Origin of the sequence: Peribacillus sp. FSL E2-0218 (assembly GCF_037992945.1) — a bacterium.
Taxonomy (GTDB): domain Bacteria; phylum Bacillota; class Bacilli; order Bacillales; family DSM-1321; genus Peribacillus; species Peribacillus simplex_B.
In genome coordinates this window covers 1,867,947-1,889,365 of sequence record NZ_CP150304.1, presented here as the reverse complement: position 1 = coordinate 1,889,365, position 21,419 = coordinate 1,867,947, and the positions used below count along the sequence as shown (strand labels likewise).

Here is a 21,419-nt window from a genome sequence, read left to right as displayed (position 1 = left end):
CTCCATTTCATTATATAGTCGCAACTTCCAACCCGACAATCCCATTCCCGAATCCATTTTCATCGAAGCCTATTGAACATCGTTCCCGTCTTAACTGGAGAATTAAACGTTCTTTTACCGATGAAGTTCCTTGAAGAATAAATTATTCATTAGAATCTTAAACATACCACTTTTTTAAATATACTAACATAATTTTACCATTTTTTTCTGTATTTTCAGATATTTTTTTCATTTCCTGGCCATACTTATCCATAAAAAGGGAAAAGGACGACCTTTTCATCAATAAGTCCATGTTGCATGAAAAAAAGACAGCTATCCTGACGAGGATAAAATCCGGGGAGGGTTTGTAAAAATGTGAATGCAACAAGCAGACTTATGAAAAGGGAAATATGTAACGGCCCCACTCTATGAATATAATAAATATTACGTTTTGCTTGATACTTCCTTCTATTATATTTGTATATATCCTAAGAAATCTCTTTATAAAGGCATGGTAATAAGAAGTGCTGCAAAATTACCCCAGAATGGTAGGTACCTCCCATTACCTTCCGATCACTCTTCATTAACAAGCTAAAATTATAGTCATATCAAGTAAAATTCATTTGAAATTAACAGATCAGAGTCGTATGATTAGTAGTATCGGCGGAAAAATATAAATAAAATTAAATTTAGATTAAAGGGGAATTAGATATGGTAGATGTAATGTCAAAATCAATACTTGAACATGATGCACTTAGTATTTCTGCAAACCAAGAAAAATTGGATATCCTAGATCAGCTTTTAAAGCCTGAGGTTCAGGCATCCCTCAATACTTTAGTCGATCAGCTTCCAAAGCTGACTGAATTAGTGAATATTTTAACAAAGTCTTATGATTTCGCTCAATCGGTGGCAACGGATGATGTCCTGAAAAACGATACCGTCAGTGCGATCTCGGAAATCGCAACACCTGTGGTCGGTTCCGTGAAAGGTCTTGCGGCTACCGCAATCGAAGCGAAGGATCGCGCAGAAGCAAATCATGATGTGATCGGTCTTTTTGGCTTGTTAAAAATGATGAAAGACCCGGAGGCACAAAAGCTTTTCCGTTTCGCGCAAGCGTTCCTGGAAGTCTCTTCAGAACGTAAAAACCAAAAATAATGTCTAACACATACAAACAGTAAGAACGGGGGATTTACTATGTCAAAACAAATCGTCATCTTAGGTGCCGGATACGCTGGTTTACTATCTGCGTTGTCCGTAAGTGAATATTACAACAAGGATGAAGTGCAGGTTACCGTGGTGAACCAATTTCCAACCCACCAAATCATCACTGAATTGCACCGTCTTGCCGGCGGTTCGATTTCCGAGCAAGCTGTTTCGATTCCTTTGGAAAAACTTTTCAAAGGAAAAGATATCGACCTTGCCATTGCAAAAGTGGAGTCTTTCTCCGTTGATAAAAAAGAAGTGAAGCTTTCCAATGGCTCCACTTTATCCTATGATGCCCTTGTCGTGGCACTAGGAAGCCAAACAGGATTCTTCGGCATTCCAGGTCTTGAAGAAAACAGCATGGTCTTGAAATCGGTGAAAGATGCCAACCAAATTTACAAGCATATCGAAGATCGCATTCGTGAATATGCCCAAACGAAAAATGAAGCCGATGCGACCATCGTAATTGGCGGCGGCGGCTTGACTGGCGTCGAGCTGATTGGTGAAATCGTCGATCATTTCCCTAAAATCGCCAAGAAATTCGGCGTGGACTTCAAGGATTTGAAAGTCAAGCTTGTTGAAGCTGGTCCAAAAATCCTTCCTGTGCTGCCTGATCCGCTGATCGACCGGGCCATGTCTTCCTTGGAAGCGCGCGGCGTCGAGTTCTTGACAGGTCTGCCTGTAACGGGTGTTAAAGGCAACCAAATCGAACTGAAGGATGGACAAACGATCACGGCCAATACGCTTGTTTGGACAGGCGGGGTTGCGGCTCTTCCTATCGTCGGCGAATCAGGTCTTGAAGTCGATCGCGGCAAAGCAGCCGTTAATGAATACTTGCAATCGACGTCACATAAGGACGTATTCGTTGTCGGTGACAGCGCCCTTGCTTTCCCTCCAGAAGGCGGACGTCCATACGCGCCAACTGCACAAAACGCATGGCAAATGGGTGAGCTTGTCGGGTATAACCTCTATGCAGCCTTCGAAGGCAAGAAGCTTGAAGTATTCGCACCTGTAAATTCAGGTACGCTTGCGAGCCTTGGCCGGAAGGATGCCGTGGCAACCGTCGGAGCCAATAATACCTCCCTGAAAGGCCTGCCGGCCACTTTGATGAAGGAAGCGAGTAATATCCGCTACTTATCACACATCAAAGCGCTATATAGCTTGGCCTACTAAAACAAAGAATCATTTCAAAAAGGACCATTCATTTGAATGGTCCTTTTTGTGATGGATTTTCGTTTATACATTCAGATCTTAACTTGATTGATGCTGAACCTAAGGGAATATCCTTCCGGCAATTTTGCCTTAGTCAAAATGCTAGTTTCCCTTAAACGTTTATCGTTGTAGGAGGAAACAGTAAATAATTCTTCGTCAAGATAGGCCGGATGAGTCATTATTTCCACACTTGCTCCATCGTTTACCCTTCCCTTTAAGTTCTGAAAGTAATCTTCTGCAACCATATCTCCATAAAAGTCATCAAAGAATAGATCGGTAACGGTTTGCATACCAGAAAAGTGTTCTCCCGCATTACGCACCGGCAAACGGTATTTCTCCGACAGCCTTTGAATGACCGGCAGGAAGGCTTTTATCCCATGTACATGGTGATGACTGTCGAAATGAGTTGGAAACAGCCCGAATTCCAAAAACCTTTCAATCTGCGCAGACCACTCGCGCTCCAATTCAGCCAAGGATATATCATTGGGATTGGCGTATACCACTCCTTGCTTCTTGAAGTACCCATCTTCATCAACCAAGCTCGGCACATCGCTCAATAAAGGTTTCCCCCATGTCAGCACTAAGTGTATACCCACTTTCAAAGAGGGGGTTTTCTTGGCGATTTCTATCGCATGCTCCGTCGCGTTCGCATTCATCATGATCGTCGTCGAATTGACAATTCCATATTTGTGGCTATCCAAAATTCCATAATTCACCGCTTTAGTTAACCCGAAATCATCTGCATTTATAAGAACTTCAATCATGATAAGTTATCCTGCAACTCCTTTTTTTTGAAAAACTGAGGCAAATAGTCTTTGTGCGCCTCTAGCATTTCATCGAGAATAAGTTTTGCAACCCGATCACTTGGAACTAATGGATTAATCGTCAAGGCAAGCAGTGCAGTGTCATAGTCCCCAGTGACTGCGGCTTCAATGGCCACTCGTTCGAACGATTTAATTTGCTGAATCAATCCCCGCACAGCCACTGGAAGCTTTCCGACATTGATCGGCTTCGGACCGTCCTTCGTTATTACACAGCTGGTTTCAATGGCCGATTCATACGGTATGCCTTCAATGGAACCATGATTGACGGTATTGACGGCTTGAATATCGCATTTATCCGTATGCATCGAGCAAATCAGCCTCACAGCAGCGTCACTGTAGTACGCTCCTCCTCGTTCTTCCAACTGCGGCGGCTTGATGGCCAAATCCTTGTCTTTATATAGCTCGAATAGCCCCGCTTCAAGCCTTTGGACGACCTCAGCACGTGTCTCCCCATTTTCTGCATCCTTCAACTCTTGGGCAAGCACATCTCCCGTTTTATAATAGTAGTTGTGGTACGGGCACGGAAACAGATTCAAGGCCTTTAAGAATCCCGGCTCCCATCCCATTGCATGGATATTTTTCATCGTGACGGCTTTTGCAGGATCTGTAATCAGATTGATGATTTGATCTTTGACACTTTCCCCATCAACGAATACATCCAAGCCATATACCATATGGTTCAAGCCGGCAAAGTCGATCCTGACTCTTGAGGGCTCGACGCCCATCAAATCCGCCACACCTCGCTCCATGCCAATCGGGACATTGCAAAGCCCGATGATCTTGGTAATATTACTGTGACGCAGAACCGCTTCCGTTACCATTCCAGCAGGGTTGGTGAAGTTGATTAGCCATGCATCCGGACAAACCTCTTCCATCTCACGGGCTATATCAAGAATGACGGGAATCGTTCTAAAAGCCTTGAAAAGCCCTCCAGGTCCGTTTGTCTCCTGCCCGATGACTCCGTGCTTCAATGGAATCTTCTCATCAAGAGCTCTGGCAGCGAGCTGGCCAACCCGGAGCTGCGTCGTGACATAATCTGCATTTTTAAGCGCTTTCTTTCTGTCCAATGTCAGGTGGACTTCTATATTCACTCCAGCCTTTTCAATCATCCTTCTAGCCAAATCCCCGACGATTTCAAGCTTCTCCTTACCCGCTTCAATATCAACTAGCCAAATTTCACTCACAGGAAGCTCTCCATGATATTTAATGAAACCTTCGATCAACTCTGGCGTATAGCTTGATCCTCCGCCAATCGTAACAATCTTCAACCCCTTGCTCATTCGGCAGTTCCCTCCTTCATAGCAGCTGCATGTATGAATTCTTCACGGATATCGATCATTTCAATCGCAAGATCCTTCAATGTCATCGCTGTCATGAGATGATCTTGTGCATGGACCAGGAGAATCGGGAGTTCGAAATGATCTCCCCCTGCCTCGGCATGGATTAATTGTGTTTGATATTTATGGGCTTGCAGCAGTTCGGATTCCGACTCGGCAATCTTTGAACGTGCTGATTCAAAGTTTCTTTTCTTCGCTTCCTGCATCGCTTCCATCGCAAAGCTTCTTGCATTGCCGCTATATAAAATCAATTGAAAGGATAACTGGTATAATTCTTCTTTTTCCATTTTCATCACTGCTTTCTTATACGCTTAACGTTTCTGAATCTTTTGTAAGCTCTGTTTTATTTTTTGAGTCTATCTTCACCTGTGCATAAACGAACGGTAAATAAATCGCTGTTGAAATGACTAAGTTGACAGCTGCTAATACTGCTCCGGATACGTGCCCCCCAGTTGCCAGGAATCCTCCCACGATTGGAGGCGTAACCCAAGGAATCTTGGCTACAATCGGAAAAACCAGGCCGCTGCTTACCGCTAAATAGGAGATCACCGTCGTGATTACCGGGCCAAGGACGAAAGGAATGAACCACATTGGATTCAGGACGATAGGCAATCCGAAAAGAATCGGTTCATTAATCTGGAACACCCCTGGTGCCCCACCGAGTGCAATCATCTGTTTATACCGTTTCCGTCCTGCAATGATCATGGCAATGATAAGACCTAATGTTGCACCAGATCCTCCTAAATAGACAAAGGCATCCAGGAAAGATCCTGCCAATACCCCGTACTGGTCCATATCTTTGACACCTTTTGCATATAAATCGATATTCTTCACTCCCGAGCTTTCAAAAAGCGGTGTTGTTATCCCACCAAGGATATTTGGTCCGTGCAAACCAATCATCCATAATAAATGAACAAGAAATACTAATAAAATTGCGAATGGTAATGAATCTACAGCACTTTGTAAGGGAGATACGATTACTTTGCTCAGCCAATCATTCAATACCTGACCATCCGTAGCCTTGCGGAATAACAATCCGAACAAGCCCGCGGCAAAGATTGTGGCCATGCCAGGAATTAACTTGGCAAATGACCTGGCAACAGCTGGAGGTACTCCATCGGGCAGCTTAATGACCAAATATTTCACTCGTGAAAGCCTAACGAATATTTCAGTCGCAATCAAGGCAACGACGATTCCTGTAAATAGGGCGGTAGCATTGAAATAGTTAACGCTTACAAATCCCCACGCGCCGCCTGTAACGGCTTTATCATCAATGGTTAAAGTGACATTGCCGATTTGAGGCAATAATAGGAAGAAACAGGCCGCGGATACAAGCATCGCTTCAAAGCCATCATCTCCGTAAGATCTTGCTAGTTTATAAGAAATGCCAAATACAGCGAATACCGTCATGAATGCGAAGGTGCCAAACCAAATATCACCGCCAAGTGTATTCCATGCGGGACCGAATATGGCCTCCATCATTCTTCCATAAGGCTTGATGACTTGCCCTAGATTGTTAAACAGGACCGCAAATGACCCGATCATTGTAATCGCTATCATTCCAATCAATGCGTCACGAATCGCAAGCAGATGCCGGTTATTTCCTACTTTTACAGCTCCAGGCATAATATACTTATCAATAAAAGTCATCATATCCTTATTCTCCCTTAATTAAAGTAGTGGCTTGCTTTAGCACTTCTTCACCATTACACAGTCCATAGAACATCGGATTGATGGTTGCGACAGGAATCCCCTTTTCTTTTCCCGCTTCCTGTAACTTGGAAAGGAGATATCTAACCTGTGGTCCTAAAAGAATCACATCGGCCTTATCCATTTCATTGTTCACTTCCGTCGATCCAACCGCCCAAATATGGCAATCGACTCCTTGATTTTTTGCACTTTCCTCCATCTTGGTAACTAATAAACTAGTGGACATCCCCGCCGAACAGCATAATAAGATATTCATTGACATTACCCCCTTTATAATGATTGATTATTCAGTTTTTTATAATATTGATGATACTGCATTTTTGATTATGACACTCTTGCCTTATATCCACCCCTCTACCAGTATTTTGGAAATGGGTATTATTACCTCCATATATCTATTGTAGTTACAAATTAAAAAAATATCAACACAATTTTTTATTTGTTATGACAAATTAACGATTATCAGTTGATTATTGTACTTATCCGAGATAATCTATATGTATATATAGGAATGAGTATGGGGGGAATCACTGTGGAGACCATGAATAAAGAAGCGGCATTGCATTCCATAGTCAAGGAATCGATCATCGATCTCATAAAAAATGGCGAATATGAAACGAATACTAAATTACCGACTGAAGCGGAGTTTTGTAAAATATACGGTGTAAGCAGGACGACAGTCCGTACGGCCTTACAGCAATTGACCGTCGAGGGCTACATCTATCGTGTTCAGGGGAAAGGGACCTTCGTTTCGGAAAATAAAGTGAAGCAATTCCTTACAAGTACAGTTGAAAAGTTCTCCGAGCAAGTCACGATGCAAGGCAAAAATCCTTCCACAAAGGTCATCAGCTTGAAGGTCATTGAAGCAAACGCTACACTTGCCAAGCTTTTCAAACAAAATATTGGAGATCCCGTAAATAAGCTGGAGCGTATACGCTACGTAAACGATGTCCCTCTTCAATATGAAATCGCCTACCTTCCTTGGTATAAAACACCTGGGCTGAATATTGAGGCATGTGAGAAATCGCTTTTTGAAGTACTTGGAACACAATTCAATTTAAAAGTGAAAAAAACGGTCGAGCATTTGGAATTTTCACTTGCCGATGACTCCATATCCGATAAATTGGAAGTACCCAACGGTTCACCTTGTTTTTCCTTGGAAACCTACACATATGAGAGTGACGGTTCAGTCATCGAATTCTCCAAAACTCTCTTCAGGGGCGATCGTGCACACTTTGTCATTGAACGGAACTACTGAACGAAAAAACAAAAGCAGACAATCGATTGAATGTCTGCTTTTTAATGATTTAACTATCGTACTTGTTCCAGAATTTCATTGCTCTGAATCGGAATAATGCAAGTTGCCTGCAACATAACGCAGTTTATTTCCTTTTCGATGAATGGATCTCCAAGAATCTGTAACGCTCTCTTTCCTGCTCTTCACCCTATAGGCGCAAAAACCTTAATCAGCCTATCGCCCGAATTTTAGTTACTACAATATGGAGATGTGCATTAATCCCTTCCGCTTTAATCATTTCCTGCGCATGGGGTTCCCATGTCATTGTCCTGATTGCCATGATCGGATATTTTGGACCTTTCTCCTTTTTGGCCCCTTCTAATGACCATGAGAATTTCGATCATGTGTAACAGTAAAAATGGACCTCTATTTTTCAAAAAGCTCTCCTTCTCAAAGATTATTTTGGTTTCTACGAAGATACCCTTCTCTCCCTGCCGATTTTGGACCATCGCCTTCCCCCTAAAACCTTTACAATTTAATTCATTTTTGGATTATATTTGACAAATTTATCATAATAATCTACTCTAGTAAAATAGATACAATATATCTATATAATTATATTTTTGTGAATCTATTTTACTATCCCTTTATAAATGAAAAATATAATCAATTAATAAATAGGCAGGTGGATTTCATGTGCGGTTTTGTTGGATACATTCAAACATATCCAAAAGCCATAAATTCAAATATGGTAGATACGATCAAGAAAATGAACACTATCATCACCCATAGAGGTCCGGATGATGAAGGATATTTTTTTGATGATTACGTGAATTTCGGATTTAGAAGATTGAGTATAATCGACATTGAGAATGGCAACCAACCTCTTTCATATGAAAATGAAAGATATTGGATCATCTTTAATGGCGAAATCTATAATCATATTGAATTGAGAAAAGAGCTTATTGATGGCGGATATGAGTTTACGACGCATTCTGATACGGAAGTAATCCTGGCACTTTACAGCAGCCTAAAAGAGCAAGCCGTTCAAAGCTTGCGCGGTATGTTCGCTTTTGTCATTTGGGACAAGATTGAAGAAAAACTGTTTGGAGCAAGGGACCACTTTGGAATCAAACCGTTTTTCTACTGTGAACAAGATGAGGTTACATATTTTGCTTCAGAGAAAAAAAGCATCTTGACGACAATGAGTGAGGAGCTTGATGTGGATTCATTACAGCATTATCTCAGTTTTCAATATGTTCCCGAACCATCCACCTTATCCAAAAACATTAAAAAGCTATTGCCTGGGCATTATTTCACTAAAGAGCCCGGAAAGAAAATGGATATCACCAAGTTTTGGCACCCCACCTTCCATCCTTCCAATATGGAAGATTCAAAAGTCACGAAAGAAATCCAGGAGACTTTAATTGATTCGGTGAACGTACATATGAGAAGTGATGTGCCAGTTGGCTCATTCCTTTCGGGGGGCATTGATTCATCTTTCATTTGTTCCATCGCCAAACAAATCAACCCGAAAATCAAATCTTTTTCCGTTGGGTTTGAAAGAGATGGATATAGTGAAATAAACGTTGCACAGGAAACGGCTGCCGCCTTACATCTAGAGAATATAAGTTATATCATAAGCCCTGAAGAATTCCTGGCCGAACTTCCCAAGATCATTTGGCATATGGATGACCCTTTAGCGGACCCTGCTGCCGTCCCGCTATATTTCGTCGCGCGGGAAGCTAAAAAGCACGTCAAAGTCGCCTTGTCCGGGGAAGGAGCAGATGAGTTATTCGGCGGATACAATATATACCGGGAGCCGCATTCCCTGCGGATGTTTTCCTATATTCCAACTCCGCTTAACCATGTGTTAAAAACCCTTTCTTCCGTATTGCCAGAAGGCGTTAAAGGAAAGAGTTTCATAGAGCGCGGGGTTACAGCATTAGAAGATCGATATATCGGAAATGCAAATATTTTCAACGAAAAAGAGAAGAAGGAATTACTCGTGAATTATCAGAATGGGTTAGAAAACGGAAAAGTGACCAGCCCCATTTATTCAAGCTCATTAGACTATGATCCGATTACACAAATGCAAAACATTGACATTCAGACATGGCTCAAAGGTGATATCTTATTGAAAGCTGATAAAATGTCGATGGCGAATTCTTTAGAGGTAAGAGTTCCATTCCTGGATACACGTGTTTTCAACACGGCATCAAAATTGAGCATGGATCAAAAAGTCAGAAATGGAACGACGAAATATATGCTCCGAAAAGCTGCCCGGGGAATCGTACCAGAACATGTTTGGAGCAGAAAGAAGCTTGGCTTCCCAGTTCCGATACGCCATTGGCTAAAGGATGAATTATACGATTGGGCAGTGAAGCTGATCCATGAGAGCCAAACTGATTACCTTTTTAACAAACAACAAATCATGCAATTACTTGAAAATCATGTCAATGATAAAATGGATAACAGTCGAAAACTATGGACCATTTTGACTTTCATGATATGGCATCAACTTTACATAGAAAAGCAAGATGAGCTTCAACCACAAAGGACTTTACAATATGCTGTAAATTAAGCATTCACGTATTGCATTCATTGTTTTATAGATTTTGCCCCCAAGCCATCCATCTGCTTGGGGGCTTTTACATACTCGCCAAGGAAGTCATATCGATAATTGATAGATGACAAATTTCTCAAAAGGATTCGCTTCAGTCATGCTTGGTAAATCCACCTCTTGCTTCAGCTCGAAGAAGGTTTGATTTTCCAGGAAAAAATTATAATCCTGTGACCCATAATAGAGGATCAGTTCCATTTGGCGCGGTTCTTTTTCATAAGAAACCATGATATTATTGATGATCTTCATGAAAATCTGGATGGAAAACGGATTAAAGAAATAAAACCGATTATCCCTTGAATCAATTTCATATTCCTGTGCCAAACAGCAACTGAATTCGATGTTGCCATTGTTATTTTTCCACTTCTTTCGATAACTTTTCAGATTCCCGATCGCTTCTTTATGGAATTGTTGGTTCATCTCCACGCCTACTGCGGATGTTTGATATAAATAGTGGATGAAAAAATTCAATCGTCCTTTCCCACTTCCAAAATCGACAATGCGATCATGCCTGCTGAGTTCATAATTTTGGAATAAGTGCTCTAGTGCCTTATAAGGTGTTGGCTCATAACGGTGATAATGCAAGGATTGATAGAATTTTTTTTGTTCGCCTTCTGTTTTAATATTAAGCAGTTCATCATATTGCGCATCCTTCATGGATAAACACCTCCCTTATGGTTATTTCACTAATGGGATTCTACCTAAAAACCCCGGATAAGGCAAAAGCTTATCCAGGGTTTTGTCATGAAGATTCAGTTGTCCATTTCGACTGTTTCGCTACATAATCGTTGAAATCCGAGATGCTCGGATTAGCCATGTAGTGACCGCCCTCCACTTGAATCGTCTGACCGGTAATGAATTTGGACTCATCAGATGCAAGGAATAGAACGGTATAACCAATATCATCGGCTTCACCATGATATGGCAAAGCATTAAACTTGGCAAATATATCAAGCACGGCAGGAGGCATATTATTTTCGGCAGCAGGGGTCAAAATAAGACCTGGTGCCACTCCGTTACAACGGATATGATCTTTCCCGTACTGGGCAGCTATATAACGCGTCAAATTCACCACCCCCGCTTTGGAGGCTCCATATGCAGACCGCACGGAGTCTCCTGCAAAGCCGCCCATCGATGCGGTATTGATTATGGCCCCTCCCCCAGCTTTGATCATGTGGGGAATCGCAAATCTACTTCCCAATAACACGCTTTTTAAATTAACATCCATAAGTCTGTCCCATTCCTCCAAATCCAGATTCACGACATCGAGATCTTTTTGCAAGTTAGACAAACCTACATTATTAACCAGTACCGTAATCGTTCCATATTGTTCAACCGTAAAGTCGACAGCCGCTTGTATCGAATCCGTTTGCCCTGCATCCAGGAATATCCCAACTGCTTCCCCGCCTTGGTTTGTAATATTTTCGGCCGCTCCTTTTGCTCCTGCTTCGTTAAAATCGGCAATCACGACTTTCGCACCTTCTTTAGCCATCAATGCCGATATCGATAACCCTATTCCTGAGGCTCCACCAGTCACTAATGCCACTTTACCTTGTACTCTTCCCATACTAACCACCTGCTTTTTTTAAGTATATCCAGCATTATTAGTATACAGGAAACATAACACAAGTCTAATTTATTATACCATAAGTATAAATATTACCTAAAGTAGAGTTAGCCAAAGGATGAGGAGTTCGGCGAATATAGTAAATAACGCCAGGCCATCCCCACCGAATGTTTCCTATATAATGTCTCTGCAGAACAATGTTACGAAACTAGCGAATTCATTGGACCTAACAAATTATCTCCTTTATAAGAAATGAAAAGGTTTTTACGCAGTGAAAAATGGAATGGCAAGGTTTACCATGGTGTAAAGTATTGATATAAGTAAGCATTCACTTGGAGCCTAGCATCTCTTCAATACTTGTAAGATAGATAAAATTCTGAACCGGAAGGAAATGAGGAAATCTCAAAATGAACGAACATAGTTGGTCGAAGATCTCACCTTTAAGGAGTTCTTATCAAAGCACAAGACTAATTGAAAATGAGTGTCTCCTCCAAAAGGGGTATAAGGGAATACCCTGCTGGCGGAAAGGTCGCCGAGAAGTCTTGGATTGGATAAACGAGCGCTTCAACGATAAAAAACCTGCCGGCCCACCCAATCATGATTGGGTGTGCCGGCAGGTTTGAATCTATTCGGCGTACTTTATTCATTCTTTACTGCAATGGGCGTAATATCCAGAACAGCATTCACGACTGAATAATCATCTTTGCTTCCGTCCTTGTATCCCCAGAATCCATCCGTCTTTTTTGTCTTTCTGAATGTAAGCTCTACTCCTTTTCCTTTATCAAACGAATACGCTTTCACTTCCTTCTCTCCGCTGTTATCGACAAGCTGATAAGATAGGAATTTGCTTAATGTGCCGTGCTCCGTCAACACACCTGAATGAGGAGCTACCTCAAAATCTCCATATTCACTTCCTTTTGTACGGACTTTGTGTGGACTGATGTGAATCCCTTTCGTTCTTAAATCAACGCTATCCCCTGGTGCGATTGTAGAAAGTAAAATGTTTTTGTATCCGCTTTTTATTTTAGGATCGGTGTTTACTTTCGATAAATCAATAACGGTTACCCCTCCACGGCCGACCACTTCCAACTTCTGTTTGAGATTATTGACAACGATTGCTGTGTCTTCATCAATTCCATATGACAGCTGATTACGGTCGCCTTTTTCATGTGCCGTTGCTATAAGTCTGCCAAGCCTTGCTTTATTATCGAAATGCTGATCGATCAGTCCATATTGGAAAAAGCCAAGTCCCCGTTCAAGGTAACCCGGTCCGCCTTCTTGCTGCTCCATTCCGTTATACGTGTCTGTAAATCCTTTTGTAAGTGTTTCCAAGCTACCTCCGCCGGCAAGCATGACATCGCTCATAATCGCTGCCCCTGCACTTGTTCCTCCTAAAACAGCACCCTTTTTATACACATCCCAAATCGCTTTTAATGCTTTTGATTCGGTTTGATCCGGATTGAATAATGCTTCTGTAATATACGTCTGATCTCCGCCCACAAACCAGATGGCATCAAGGTTTTTTATTTCGGCAGCGACACCATCACGATTTCTGTTTTCCTTCCAACTAGATTCGTCCTCCAATGTTCCTTTGAAATCATGTGTTGAAATAGGGAGGATCTTGATATTTTCTTCTTTCAAGCCATACTTTAATAAATCGCTTTTGAAGGCGTTTGAGGAGCTTAAGCTTCCACTAGCGGCAGAGATGATGCCTACTTTAGCATCAGTGCCTGCCTTGGTCAGTTCAATAAACTTTTTATACACATCTTCGTTACTTAATCCAAGCGCTCCACCCGCGATGAGTAGATTTCCTTTGATGGTTCCGCGCTCCGTTCTTTTGGGAAGTGCAAAATTAGATTCTTGATAGTGCTTGAAAGCTTGCTTGTCTGTTTTAAATTGGAGCGAAACAGGGGCAACATCCATTTTCACATTCGTAATGGAATAATCATCTTTTTGTCCATCTTGATAGCCCCAAAACCCATTTGTCTGTTTCGTTTTACTAAAGGTTAAGGAAAATCCCGATCCTCTGCTGTCGTATAAATAGCTTTTTACGGAGTCAGTGGAAGAATTATCAACGAGCGAATAGGACAAATAAGGTTTTAATTTGCCATATGAAGTCAGCACTCCCGTTGCTTCCAAAGGTTTAAATTGGTGGTACTCATTCCCTTTAGTAGCATCCTTTTTTGAATGAATCGTAAATGATTTTGTCTTCAGATCAATCTTGTCACCAGGAGATAAAAGGCTAATGGAGACATTATTGATCTTACCCTTATGTTCTTTTGCTTTACTTGAATCGACAACCGTCACTCCGCCCCTGCCCGCAATTTCGGCCGTTTTTTCTTGATTGTTGACAATCAACGCGGTATCTTCGTCAATACCATAAGCATTATATTTCTTTTTTTGCTTTTCGTAATTTACGGCAGTTGCTACTAAACGCCCGAGTCTTCCTCTTTCATCAAAATGCTGATCGATGATTCCATATTGGAAGAAACCAAGCCCCTTCTCAATCCGGACAGGCTCGTACTCTTTGTTTTTTGCAGACTCGGACTTCCCTGTAAATTTACCTTTCAGGCCGCCTAAGCTATCACCGCCCGCAATCATAACATCACTCATAATGGCCGCGCCTGCACTTGTTCCGCCAATGACAGCTCCTTTTCGATACACGTTCCAAATCGCCTCAAGCGCCAACGTACTCTTTCCCTTGGCATCATATAATGTATCTGTTATCCGAAGTTGGTCGCCTCCAACGAACCAGATGGCTGAAAGATCCTCGATCTGCCGGACAACTGCTTTGCTGTGGACATTGTTCTTCCACGATTTTTCATCCAAATCAGTATCACTGAAATTATGATTCGATATCGGCAGGATTTTGATATCCGCCTTTTTGACTCCATACTTCACAAGATCTGCCCTAAATTCCTTGGAGGATTTCAAACTTCCGCTAGCAGCCGGAACAATACCGATTTTCGCTTTTTTGACCCCCCCGGCGAGTTTTATGAAAGATTCATAAATATCCTTGTTGCTGCTGCCCAATGAGCCTCCTGCAATAACGAGACTTCCTTTGATTTCTTCCTTAGGGTGAGCACTAGCCTTTCCTGGCGGCAAATAGCAGACCGATGCTAGCAAAAAGGCGGTAATTGCCGTATTAATGATCATTTTCACTTTTACTCCTCCCCCTATTTTAATTTCCATATATGGACCCACTTGTTGAACTTAAGGCCCCATTTTGGGCAGAAAGTTTATAGGAATATCCATTACTGCTCGTCCATGTCTGAAGATTGAACGTATTTCCGGGTCTTAACTTGACGAGGTCAACAGTTTTTATAGTCAATGGCTTGCCTATGCTGCTTGTAGGAGCGGCCGTTGTTTTCGCCATATATACGGATTGGTTGCTGCCGCCTGGCTGAGCAACAACCTTCGCCGTTCCGTCCTGTTCGACAAGAAGAGCCGTTTGTTCATTGACAGCAATGCCTTTAGATTGGTTCGTCCATCCGTCCGATACATTCCTCGCCATGAACCCGATAAATCTTCCCATCCGGTCCCTCTGTTCAAAATGGGTATCTGTAATCGTACTTGATAAATAGCGGTTATTCAGAAAATCTCTTGTAAATGTCATATAGCGGTTATTCGGATTTGCCAGTGCTTCATCTGAATAGACGGATCCGTTTTTAGCATCATAGACGAATTGCCCCATGATCGCGAGCCCTGCACTTGTTCCTCCAATCGGAACATTATTTTGAATCTGCTGGTTAAGTACATCCTCAAGAGCCGTATTTTTGATGAAATCGACATAATTGAATTGATCTCCTCCGGCAAAAAAGACTGCTTCCGCCTTACGGACCTTATCCAATACATACGAGTCACTTGAAGCATATTTGTTGTTCAGCACGATCGTCTCGACTGAATCAAGCTTAGCGTTATTGCTCTGGGCCAAATCGTAAAGGTATTGGTTATATCCGTCCGATCCTGAAGTACGGAGAACGACAAAATCACCTTGATTGGCTTTTTTGGCCATCCACAGCATCGCTTCATCCACGTCCGTTCCGCCTCCCATCAAGTTAATGCCATAAGAAGTGGCAGTTGTTACATTTCCGGTGTTTCCATAGCTGCTATACTGATAGTCCCCGCTTGCAGCATATGCAAAATTCCCTTGGCAATAAAAAGCAAACAAACCTACCATCATACATACCTTCATTAACTGTCTCATTCCTTTTCACTCCCTATCATCCTATTATTTTTCAAATGTCCCTTTAATGATCGGGACACCTCGTTCTACCATCACTTTTCCTCTTGCAATGACCGTATCGATAGCTAGCGTATCTTTTTTGAGCAACACGAGGTCAGCATCCATCTCCACCCCGATTTTCCCTTTATTTTTCAGTTTTAAGATACGTGCCGGATTAGCAGTGATGACCTGAATTGCTGTTTCAAGCGGAACGCCTTCATCCATTACAGCGTCACGGACCTCGTGGAAAAGAGAAGAAACATTGCCGACTTGCAGACCGGCGAACTCACCGTCTTGGTTAAAATAAGGAAGACTTGCCTGTCCATCCGAGGAGAAAGTAATCTGGATAATAGGCACCCCACTCTCAAGCATCTGTCGTAACCCGCTACTGCATTTCACTTCCCCTTCCTCTAGGAATTGAGGGGTGGTGCTTGTCGTTAAGTCTACATACCCCCCTATTTCTGCATAGCGTATTCCCTCTTCGAATAAATCTTGATTTCTGTTTATGTGAGTCGGGTGAAAGTGATGTATCGGTATATCCGTCTTTTCGGCGATTTCAAAAAGGAGCTCCAGCCTGCGTTCACTATCGCCTACATGTATTTCCAATAACCCTGCCTTTCCGGTGATTAAACTGCCATTACGTGCTGCAGCCGCTATCTTCACAAGTTCATCAAGTGTCGGTTCGGAAGAGCGATGGTCGGATATGGCAATTTCACCGACACCGATTATTTTTTCAATAAAAATCAGATCCTCTTCAATTTTGCCCATCAAGGTTTTCACGGGAATTTGATAAGAGCCAGAGTGGATGTACGCCGTAATCCCCTCTTCATCCAATGCATGGGCCTTTGCCAGAAGACTCTCGATCCGTCTTGTTGTTCCATCCGTACCTAACACTCCAACGACTGTTGTAATGCCTGCCATCGTAGCATCCGTTAAATTCATTTCCGGAGTGCGAGTCCTAAAGCCTCCTTCCCCGCCGCCGCCGATTAAATGTACATGGGCATCAATAAAACCAGGCACGAGAATTTTTCCCGATGCATCAATTATTTTCACATCAATAGATGAGTTATCCAGGTCAATATCATTTTGGATATAGACTATTTTGCCACCCGCAAGCAGCACATCCATCCGGCCAAGATACTGAGGTTCATACACTTCTGCATTTTTTATTAAAGTAAGCAAATTCTTTCCTCCTATTTCTCTAAGCTGTTTCTATAACATGATTAGAATGGTCCGTAATTCATTAAATGAGCGATTACAACAGCGGCTAAACCAATGAGGTATTGAATGAAGACTAGCGGCAGAACCCATTTGGCCCATTTTGTCCAGGGAATGCCCGCAATAGCGAGTCCTGCCATTAACGTGCCTGCCGTCGGAAAAATAATATTCCCTATTCCATCAGCAAATGAGAACGAAAGAACTGCCGTCTGTCGAGTAATATCAAGCAAATCAGCAAGCGGTGTCATGATTGGCATCGTCAGCATGGCGTGTCCGCTTCCCGAGGCAAGGATAAAATGGATAATGGCCTGGAAGTTATACATGCCAATCACACTCCAGAACGCCGGGATATGCTTTAGCGTATCGGAAACCCCATGAAGCATCGGGTCAATAATGTGCCCTTCATTTAGAACAACAAGAGTTGCACGGGAAACTCCTATAATTAAGGCTCCGCCAATCAATAAAGATGATCCATCTACAAACGATTTCGCAATCTTATCCGCAGATAGCCTGCCAATGACTCCTATGACGATTGTCAACATTACAAAAAGCGCTGCAATTTCCGTAATATACCATTTGTATTTAATCACTCCGAAAGCAAGGACCACATAATTCAGTAAAAATGCACCAAGAATGAGCTTATGTTTCGTTTCAAGTTTTTCTTTAGACTTAAGGAGCACATCAGCTTCTTTCTTGCTGTATTTTCCATAAAATCCTCTTGACGGATCCTTTTTCACCTTCATGGCATGACGGTAGACGAATGTTACAGATACCGCATAAACGATCACGAAAAGCACTAATCGATACGACATGCCAGAGAACATCGGCAGCTCGGAGATGCCTTGAGCAATTCCGACTGTAAACGGATTCATGACGGCCGTCGTAAAACCTGCCGAAGCCCCAAGGATAACAATGGCCGTTCCTGTAAGAACGTCAAATCCAAGTGCAAGCGCCAACGGAATCAATAATGGGATATATGCGAGTGTTTCCTCAGCCATCCCCATAAGTGAACCGCCAATCGCGAAGAATAGCATCATGCCAGGTATAAGCAACTTCTCCCGGGTTGCAAGTCTTTTGGCAAGCGTCGTAATCAGTACATTTATCGTCCCAGTGGCGGTTAATACACCAAAGAATCCCCCAATGATCAAAACGAAGAAGATAATATTAGCTGCTTCAACCATTCCAGTATGAAGCGCCTTAACAGCTCCAAATGGGCTTACCGGGGTTTGGTCTGCCGTTTTGTAAGTATCCGGGTCGATTTCGGTCCTTCCGTCAACCTCGATGCGTCCATAATCTCCTGCAGGCAACACATAAGTTAATAACGTTGCGATGACCAAAACACCCAGCAATAATGCGAATACATTAATTTTACGATCTTTTTTTGTTTTTCCTTCTGGTTGATACGTTGTTTCGACTTGAGCCATACATCTCTTCTCCCCTTTTCATTCAGCCAGTAAATGATACTTCCCCGCCTACCATAGTTCTCCTTTTCGTTTTTTTGAGAAAGTAACATTTGTAAAAGTAATAATGCAAAATACATGCCAACTTATAAGTCGACTGCTATGGGATCTGAATGACACATTAAGTGGGACGGGTACGGGAGATGGGTGCGTATAGGAATATGCTCATCTCTATACTTAGGGGGAATTTTTCAATCGGTGCTTGTGAACGAAATGAGAAATAAGAAAATTATGAAATATCAATCAAAAAAGCAATTTTATTATTAACAACAATCGTTTAATGGTCTAAAATGGTTCATATATCTCACCATCATAAAACCAATTCAACCAAAGAAAGGGAATGTCCCTTATGAAACCATCACTTATCCTTTTGACAGGCGGCATCAAGACAAGGCACACCCTGCATCAGCAACTTCATCAGCTATTAGGTGATTATCTGCACATTGATAGCTATGCAGTCGATGAGGGCCTTCCAGCTGGTCTTGAAGCGGATGTCATCCTCTTCTCCTCCGAATCCCTTAAAGAAGAAGTCAGTCATCTAAACCATATGAATGCCGTAAACTTTATTACCGGACAACGTACCGTCCACCATGAACATTTGGACAAACTTCTCACAATTCCGGCTGGAGCCAACGTACTTGTCATCAATGATGAATACAAGGTCACATTGGAACTGATTCAATCTCTTTACCAACTTGGAATCAATCATGTTCGCTTTATAGCTTACAAGAAGAATCATACTTATTATGATGATATCGATGTGGCTGTATCACCAGGTGAAACAGAACTTGCCCCCGCCTATTTGCCGATGGTTTTGGATATTGGCGTCAGGCTTTTGGATATGACCACCATTTTAAGAATTGTAGATCATTGCAGGCTGGAGGGAAAAGTTGCCCTGCAAATTTCAGAAAGATACATCAGAAGCATCATTGAATTGCAGCAAAAATTGCTTGTATCCCAACAGGAGACAAAAGAAGTCTATCACCACATCCAAAATGTCGTTAATACGATTGATGACGGAATACTCGTCATCAATGAAACAAGTGAAGTAACCGTGTTTAATCAAAAACTTGAAGCACTCTTTCAAATTCAGGCGGATGTAGTCATCAACCGCCCGATTGATACGGTAATCCTTCAAAACGAAGTGGTTCAATTCATCCTGGAGGGTGTGGAAGAGAGTCAATTTTTTAGCATTCATGGTGTTGAGGTTGTCGTATACCGTCATTCAATGATTGGAGAGCAATCCATCGTTGCTGTTTTTAAAAGTGTCCACCAGGCATCCGAAATTGAAAAAACAGCACAGCGCAAATATCGCGAGAAAGGATTTTACGCGAAGTATAGCTTTGATGACATTTTCTGTAAAAATCCTAAAATGATAGAACTTAAACAGATCGCAAAAAAGCTCGCATTAGCAGAACACCCCATCCTCATCCAGGGAGAATCAGGAACGGGCAAAGAATTGTTTGCTCATGCCATTCATATGCACTCCTTGAGAAAAAATGGGCCTTTTCTGCCCATAAACTGCAGCGCCTTATCCGAAAGCCTGCTAGAAAGCGAATTATTCGGGTATGAAGACGGATCATTTACTGGAGGTCAGCGCGGAGGTAAAAAAGGACTGTTTGAGCTTGCAGATAACGGCACCATCTTTTTGGATGAAATAGGGGATATCAGTTTATCGATGCAATCTCGCTTATTAAGAGTTATCCAAGAAAAGGAAATAAGAAGAATTGGCGGCTCGAAGATTATTCCCATTAACATTCGCATCATTTCTGCAACAAATAAAAAAATCGAGGAACAAATGAAAGCACAAACGTTCAGAAATGATTTATTTTACCGTTTGAATGTACTTAACCTCTCCATTCCGCCACTAAGGCAGCGAAGAGAAGACATTCCCCTCTTGATCCATCATTACATAACAAAAAACGGAAATTGGATAAAAGTGGAGCATTCGTTAATGGATTGGCTGAAACGGGCTGAGTGGGACGGCAATATTCGCGAGCTTAAAAACACACTCGATTATATGCTGACAGTGTGTAATGGTACGATATTAACTAAAGATGATCTACCGCAGCATCAGACAGCGCAACTATCGGAAGATAAAGTAGCCCCGCCACAAAATACCCTGGAGCAATCTGAACATCGCATGATTCTAAAGATCGTTATGCAATGCAATGAAGCTGGAAAAGCCGCCAGCAGAGAATATATTTCAACAAAAACGAAAGAACAGCATGCAAGCCTCTCTTTGTCCCCGCAACAGGTTAGGCGCCGACTTGATGACCTCGAGCAAAAAGGACTGATCATCAAACGTAAAGGGCGGGGCGGAACAAGAATAACGGAAGTCGGTATGAACTATTTAGAATCTTTACTATAGAGGTACACAGCTTTCCTATTGATTCATATACGGCCGCTGATGATCGAAAATGGCCGAGCGGTCGCGCCAGATCCTTCAGGAACGGGCGTCGAGTTTCAGTTGGACTTATTAAAAGTTCATAAAGAAAAAAATTAATATTTTTCATAAAAAGTAAAACTCTCCTTCTTAGCATTTTTTCATATAACTTACAAGCTTCCATAAACACGAGAGAAAAATAAAGGTAAAGATGCAAAAATACATAAAGAGACCATCCACTTTGCGTTATAGGGAATGATCTCTTTTTTTCTTCTTTTTTCAATAGATATACTTATTTTCATCTTTTCATTCAAGGGTCAAGGCTGAGTCCGCCATATACGTTTCATCGTTTTCCTCATTCAAATACATCTGTACGGCAATCCTTTATTTGAATAACCTCTTTTTCTTTTTAACCATAAAAAAATCCCCTTAAAGCAG

The 21,419-nt window shown here is 42.0% G+C and carries 16 protein-coding genes; 5 read left to right on the top strand and 11 right to left on the bottom strand.

Annotated elements, in window-relative coordinates:
• The first annotated feature begins 690 nt into the window (after window positions 1-690).
• Together MHI53_RS09050 and MHI53_RS09045 are read left to right on the top strand one after the other, a co-directional pair.
• Entirely contained in the window at window positions 691-1,134 is a 444-nt protein-coding gene (locus tag MHI53_RS09050) for a DUF1641 domain-containing protein (RefSeq protein ID WP_340373246.1), read from the top strand.
• Between the two features lie 39 nt (window positions 1,135-1,173).
• A complete protein-coding gene (locus MHI53_RS09045; protein WP_340373245.1) occupies window positions 1,174-2,355 on the top strand; it encodes an NAD(P)/FAD-dependent oxidoreductase in 1,182 nt (393 codons plus the stop codon).
• Between the two features lie 71 nt (window positions 2,356-2,426).
• Here MHI53_RS09045 and chbG read toward each other — a convergent pair whose 3' ends face one another.
• From chbG to MHI53_RS09020, 5 genes are read right to left on the bottom strand one after another with little or no spacing between them, the layout of a single operon-like run.
• Window positions 2,427-3,158 carry a chitin disaccharide deacetylase gene (chbG, locus tag MHI53_RS09040; protein ID WP_340373244.1) on the bottom strand — a complete coding sequence of 244 codons (732 nt, stop codon included), beginning with the start codon at window positions 3,156-3,158 and terminating at the stop codon, window positions 2,427-2,429.
• Window positions 3,155-4,498 (bottom strand): 6-phospho-beta-glucosidase, encoded by a 1,344-nt coding sequence (locus tag MHI53_RS09035; protein ID WP_061142791.1) that lies wholly within the window; start codon window positions 4,496-4,498, stop codon window positions 3,155-3,157. Before MHI53_RS09035 ends, chbG begins: the two co-directional genes overlap by 4 nt.
• On the bottom strand, window positions 4,495-4,842 hold the full coding sequence (locus tag MHI53_RS09030; RefSeq protein WP_061142808.1) for a PTS lactose/cellobiose transporter subunit IIA: 348 nt from the start codon (window positions 4,840-4,842) through the stop codon (window positions 4,495-4,497). Before MHI53_RS09030 ends, MHI53_RS09035 begins: the two co-directional genes overlap by 4 nt.
• A gap of 16 nt (window positions 4,843-4,858) precedes the next feature.
• On the bottom strand, window positions 4,859-6,208 hold the full coding sequence (locus MHI53_RS09025; protein ID WP_061142790.1) for a PTS transporter subunit EIIC: 1,350 nt from the start codon (window positions 6,206-6,208) through the stop codon (window positions 4,859-4,861).
• A gap of 4 nt (window positions 6,209-6,212) precedes the next feature.
• Entirely contained in the window at window positions 6,213-6,521 is a 309-nt protein-coding gene (locus tag MHI53_RS09020; RefSeq protein WP_340373243.1) for a PTS sugar transporter subunit IIB, read from the bottom strand.
• 285 nt (window positions 6,522-6,806) lie between these two features.
• On the opposite strand from MHI53_RS09020, the gene MHI53_RS09015 reads away from it, so the two are divergent.
• Entirely contained in the window at window positions 6,807-7,523 is a 717-nt protein-coding gene (locus tag MHI53_RS09015) for a GntR family transcriptional regulator (RefSeq protein WP_061142807.1), read from the top strand.
• 673 nt (window positions 7,524-8,196) lie between these two features.
• The gene (asnB, locus tag MHI53_RS09010; RefSeq protein WP_340373242.1) at window positions 8,197-10,086 is read left to right on the top strand and encodes an asparagine synthase (glutamine-hydrolyzing); all 1,890 of its coding nucleotides are present in this window, start codon (window positions 8,197-8,199) and stop codon (window positions 10,084-10,086) included.
• Window positions 10,087-10,173: 87 nt separating this feature from the next.
• Here the strand turns inward: asnB and MHI53_RS09005 are convergent, their stop codons facing one another.
• The 6 genes from MHI53_RS09005 to MHI53_RS08980 form a co-directional block, all read right to left on the bottom strand.
• Complete coding sequence (locus MHI53_RS09005) at window positions 10,174-10,782, bottom strand: methyltransferase (RefSeq protein WP_061142786.1); 609 nt, start codon at window positions 10,780-10,782, stop codon at window positions 10,174-10,176.
• An 85-nt stretch (window positions 10,783-10,867) separates the two neighbouring features.
• On the bottom strand, window positions 10,868-11,692 hold the full coding sequence (locus MHI53_RS09000; protein ID WP_340373241.1) for an SDR family NAD(P)-dependent oxidoreductase: 825 nt from the start codon (window positions 11,690-11,692) through the stop codon (window positions 10,868-10,870).
• Window positions 11,693-12,331: 639 nt separating this feature from the next.
• Complete coding sequence (locus MHI53_RS08995; protein ID WP_340373662.1) at window positions 12,332-14,848, bottom strand: cyanophycinase; 2,517 nt, start codon at window positions 14,846-14,848, stop codon at window positions 12,332-12,334.
• Window positions 14,849-14,873: 25 nt separating this feature from the next.
• Entirely contained in the window at window positions 14,874-15,899 is a 1,026-nt protein-coding gene (locus MHI53_RS08990) for a cyanophycinase (RefSeq protein WP_340373240.1), read from the bottom strand.
• Window positions 15,900-15,923: 24 nt separating this feature from the next.
• A complete protein-coding gene (iadA, locus tag MHI53_RS08985) occupies window positions 15,924-17,099 on the bottom strand; it encodes a beta-aspartyl-peptidase (protein ID WP_340373239.1) in 1,176 nt (391 codons plus the stop codon).
• A 41-nt stretch (window positions 17,100-17,140) separates the two neighbouring features.
• Window positions 17,141-18,559 carry a C4-dicarboxylate ABC transporter permease gene (locus tag MHI53_RS08980; RefSeq protein WP_340373238.1) on the bottom strand — a complete coding sequence of 473 codons (1,419 nt, stop codon included), beginning with the start codon at window positions 18,557-18,559 and terminating at the stop codon, window positions 17,141-17,143.
• Window positions 18,560-18,944: 385 nt separating this feature from the next.
• Here MHI53_RS08980 and MHI53_RS08975 point away from each other — a divergent pair, with 385 nt between their 5' ends.
• Window positions 18,945-20,966: a sigma 54-interacting transcriptional regulator gene (locus MHI53_RS08975; protein ID WP_340373237.1), complete on the top strand. Its 2,022-nt coding sequence runs from the start codon at window positions 18,945-18,947 to the stop codon at window positions 20,964-20,966.
• The last annotated feature ends 453 nt before the right edge of the window (window positions 20,967-21,419 follow it).

Coding starts and splice junctions, on each gene's coding strand:
- MHI53_RS09015 (WP_061142807.1), top strand. CDS start 6,807: ATGAATAAAGAAGCGGCATTGCATTCCATAGTCAAGGAATCGATCATC.
- MHI53_RS09045 (WP_340373245.1), top strand. CDS start 1,174: ATGTCAAAACAAATCGTCATCTTAGGTGCCGGATACGCTGGTTTACTA.
- MHI53_RS08980 (WP_340373238.1), bottom strand. CDS start 18,559: ATGGCTCAAGTCGAAACAACGTATCAACCAGAAGGAAAAACAAAAAAA.
- MHI53_RS09035 (WP_061142791.1), bottom strand. CDS start 4,498: ATGAGCAAGGGGTTGAAGATTGTTACGATTGGCGGAGGATCAAGCTAT.
- asnB (WP_340373242.1), top strand. CDS start 8,197: ATGTGCGGTTTTGTTGGATACATTCAAACATATCCAAAAGCCATAAAT.
- MHI53_RS08995 (WP_340373662.1), bottom strand. CDS start 14,848: ATGATCATTAATACGGCAATTACCGCCTTTTTGCTAGCATCGGTCTGC.
- MHI53_RS09020 (WP_340373243.1), bottom strand. CDS start 6,521: ATGAATATCTTATTATGCTGTTCGGCGGGGATGTCCACTAGTTTATTA.
- MHI53_RS08975 (WP_340373237.1), top strand. CDS start 18,945: ATGAAACCATCACTTATCCTTTTGACAGGCGGCATCAAGACAAGGCAC.
- MHI53_RS09030 (WP_061142808.1), bottom strand. CDS start 4,842: ATGGAAAAAGAAGAATTATACCAGTTATCCTTTCAATTGATTTTATAT.
- MHI53_RS09050 (WP_340373246.1), top strand. CDS start 691: ATGGTAGATGTAATGTCAAAATCAATACTTGAACATGATGCACTTAGT.
- chbG (WP_340373244.1), bottom strand. CDS start 3,158: ATGATTGAAGTTCTTATAAATGCAGATGATTTCGGGTTAACTAAAGCG.
- MHI53_RS08990 (WP_340373240.1), bottom strand. CDS start 15,899: ATGAGACAGTTAATGAAGGTATGTATGATGGTAGGTTTGTTTGCTTTT.
- MHI53_RS09025 (WP_061142790.1), bottom strand. CDS start 6,208: ATGATGACTTTTATTGATAAGTATATTATGCCTGGAGCTGTAAAAGTA.
- MHI53_RS09005 (WP_061142786.1), bottom strand. CDS start 10,782: ATGAAGGATGCGCAATATGATGAACTGCTTAATATTAAAACAGAAGGC.
- MHI53_RS09000 (WP_340373241.1), bottom strand. CDS start 11,692: ATGGGAAGAGTACAAGGTAAAGTGGCATTAGTGACTGGTGGAGCCTCA.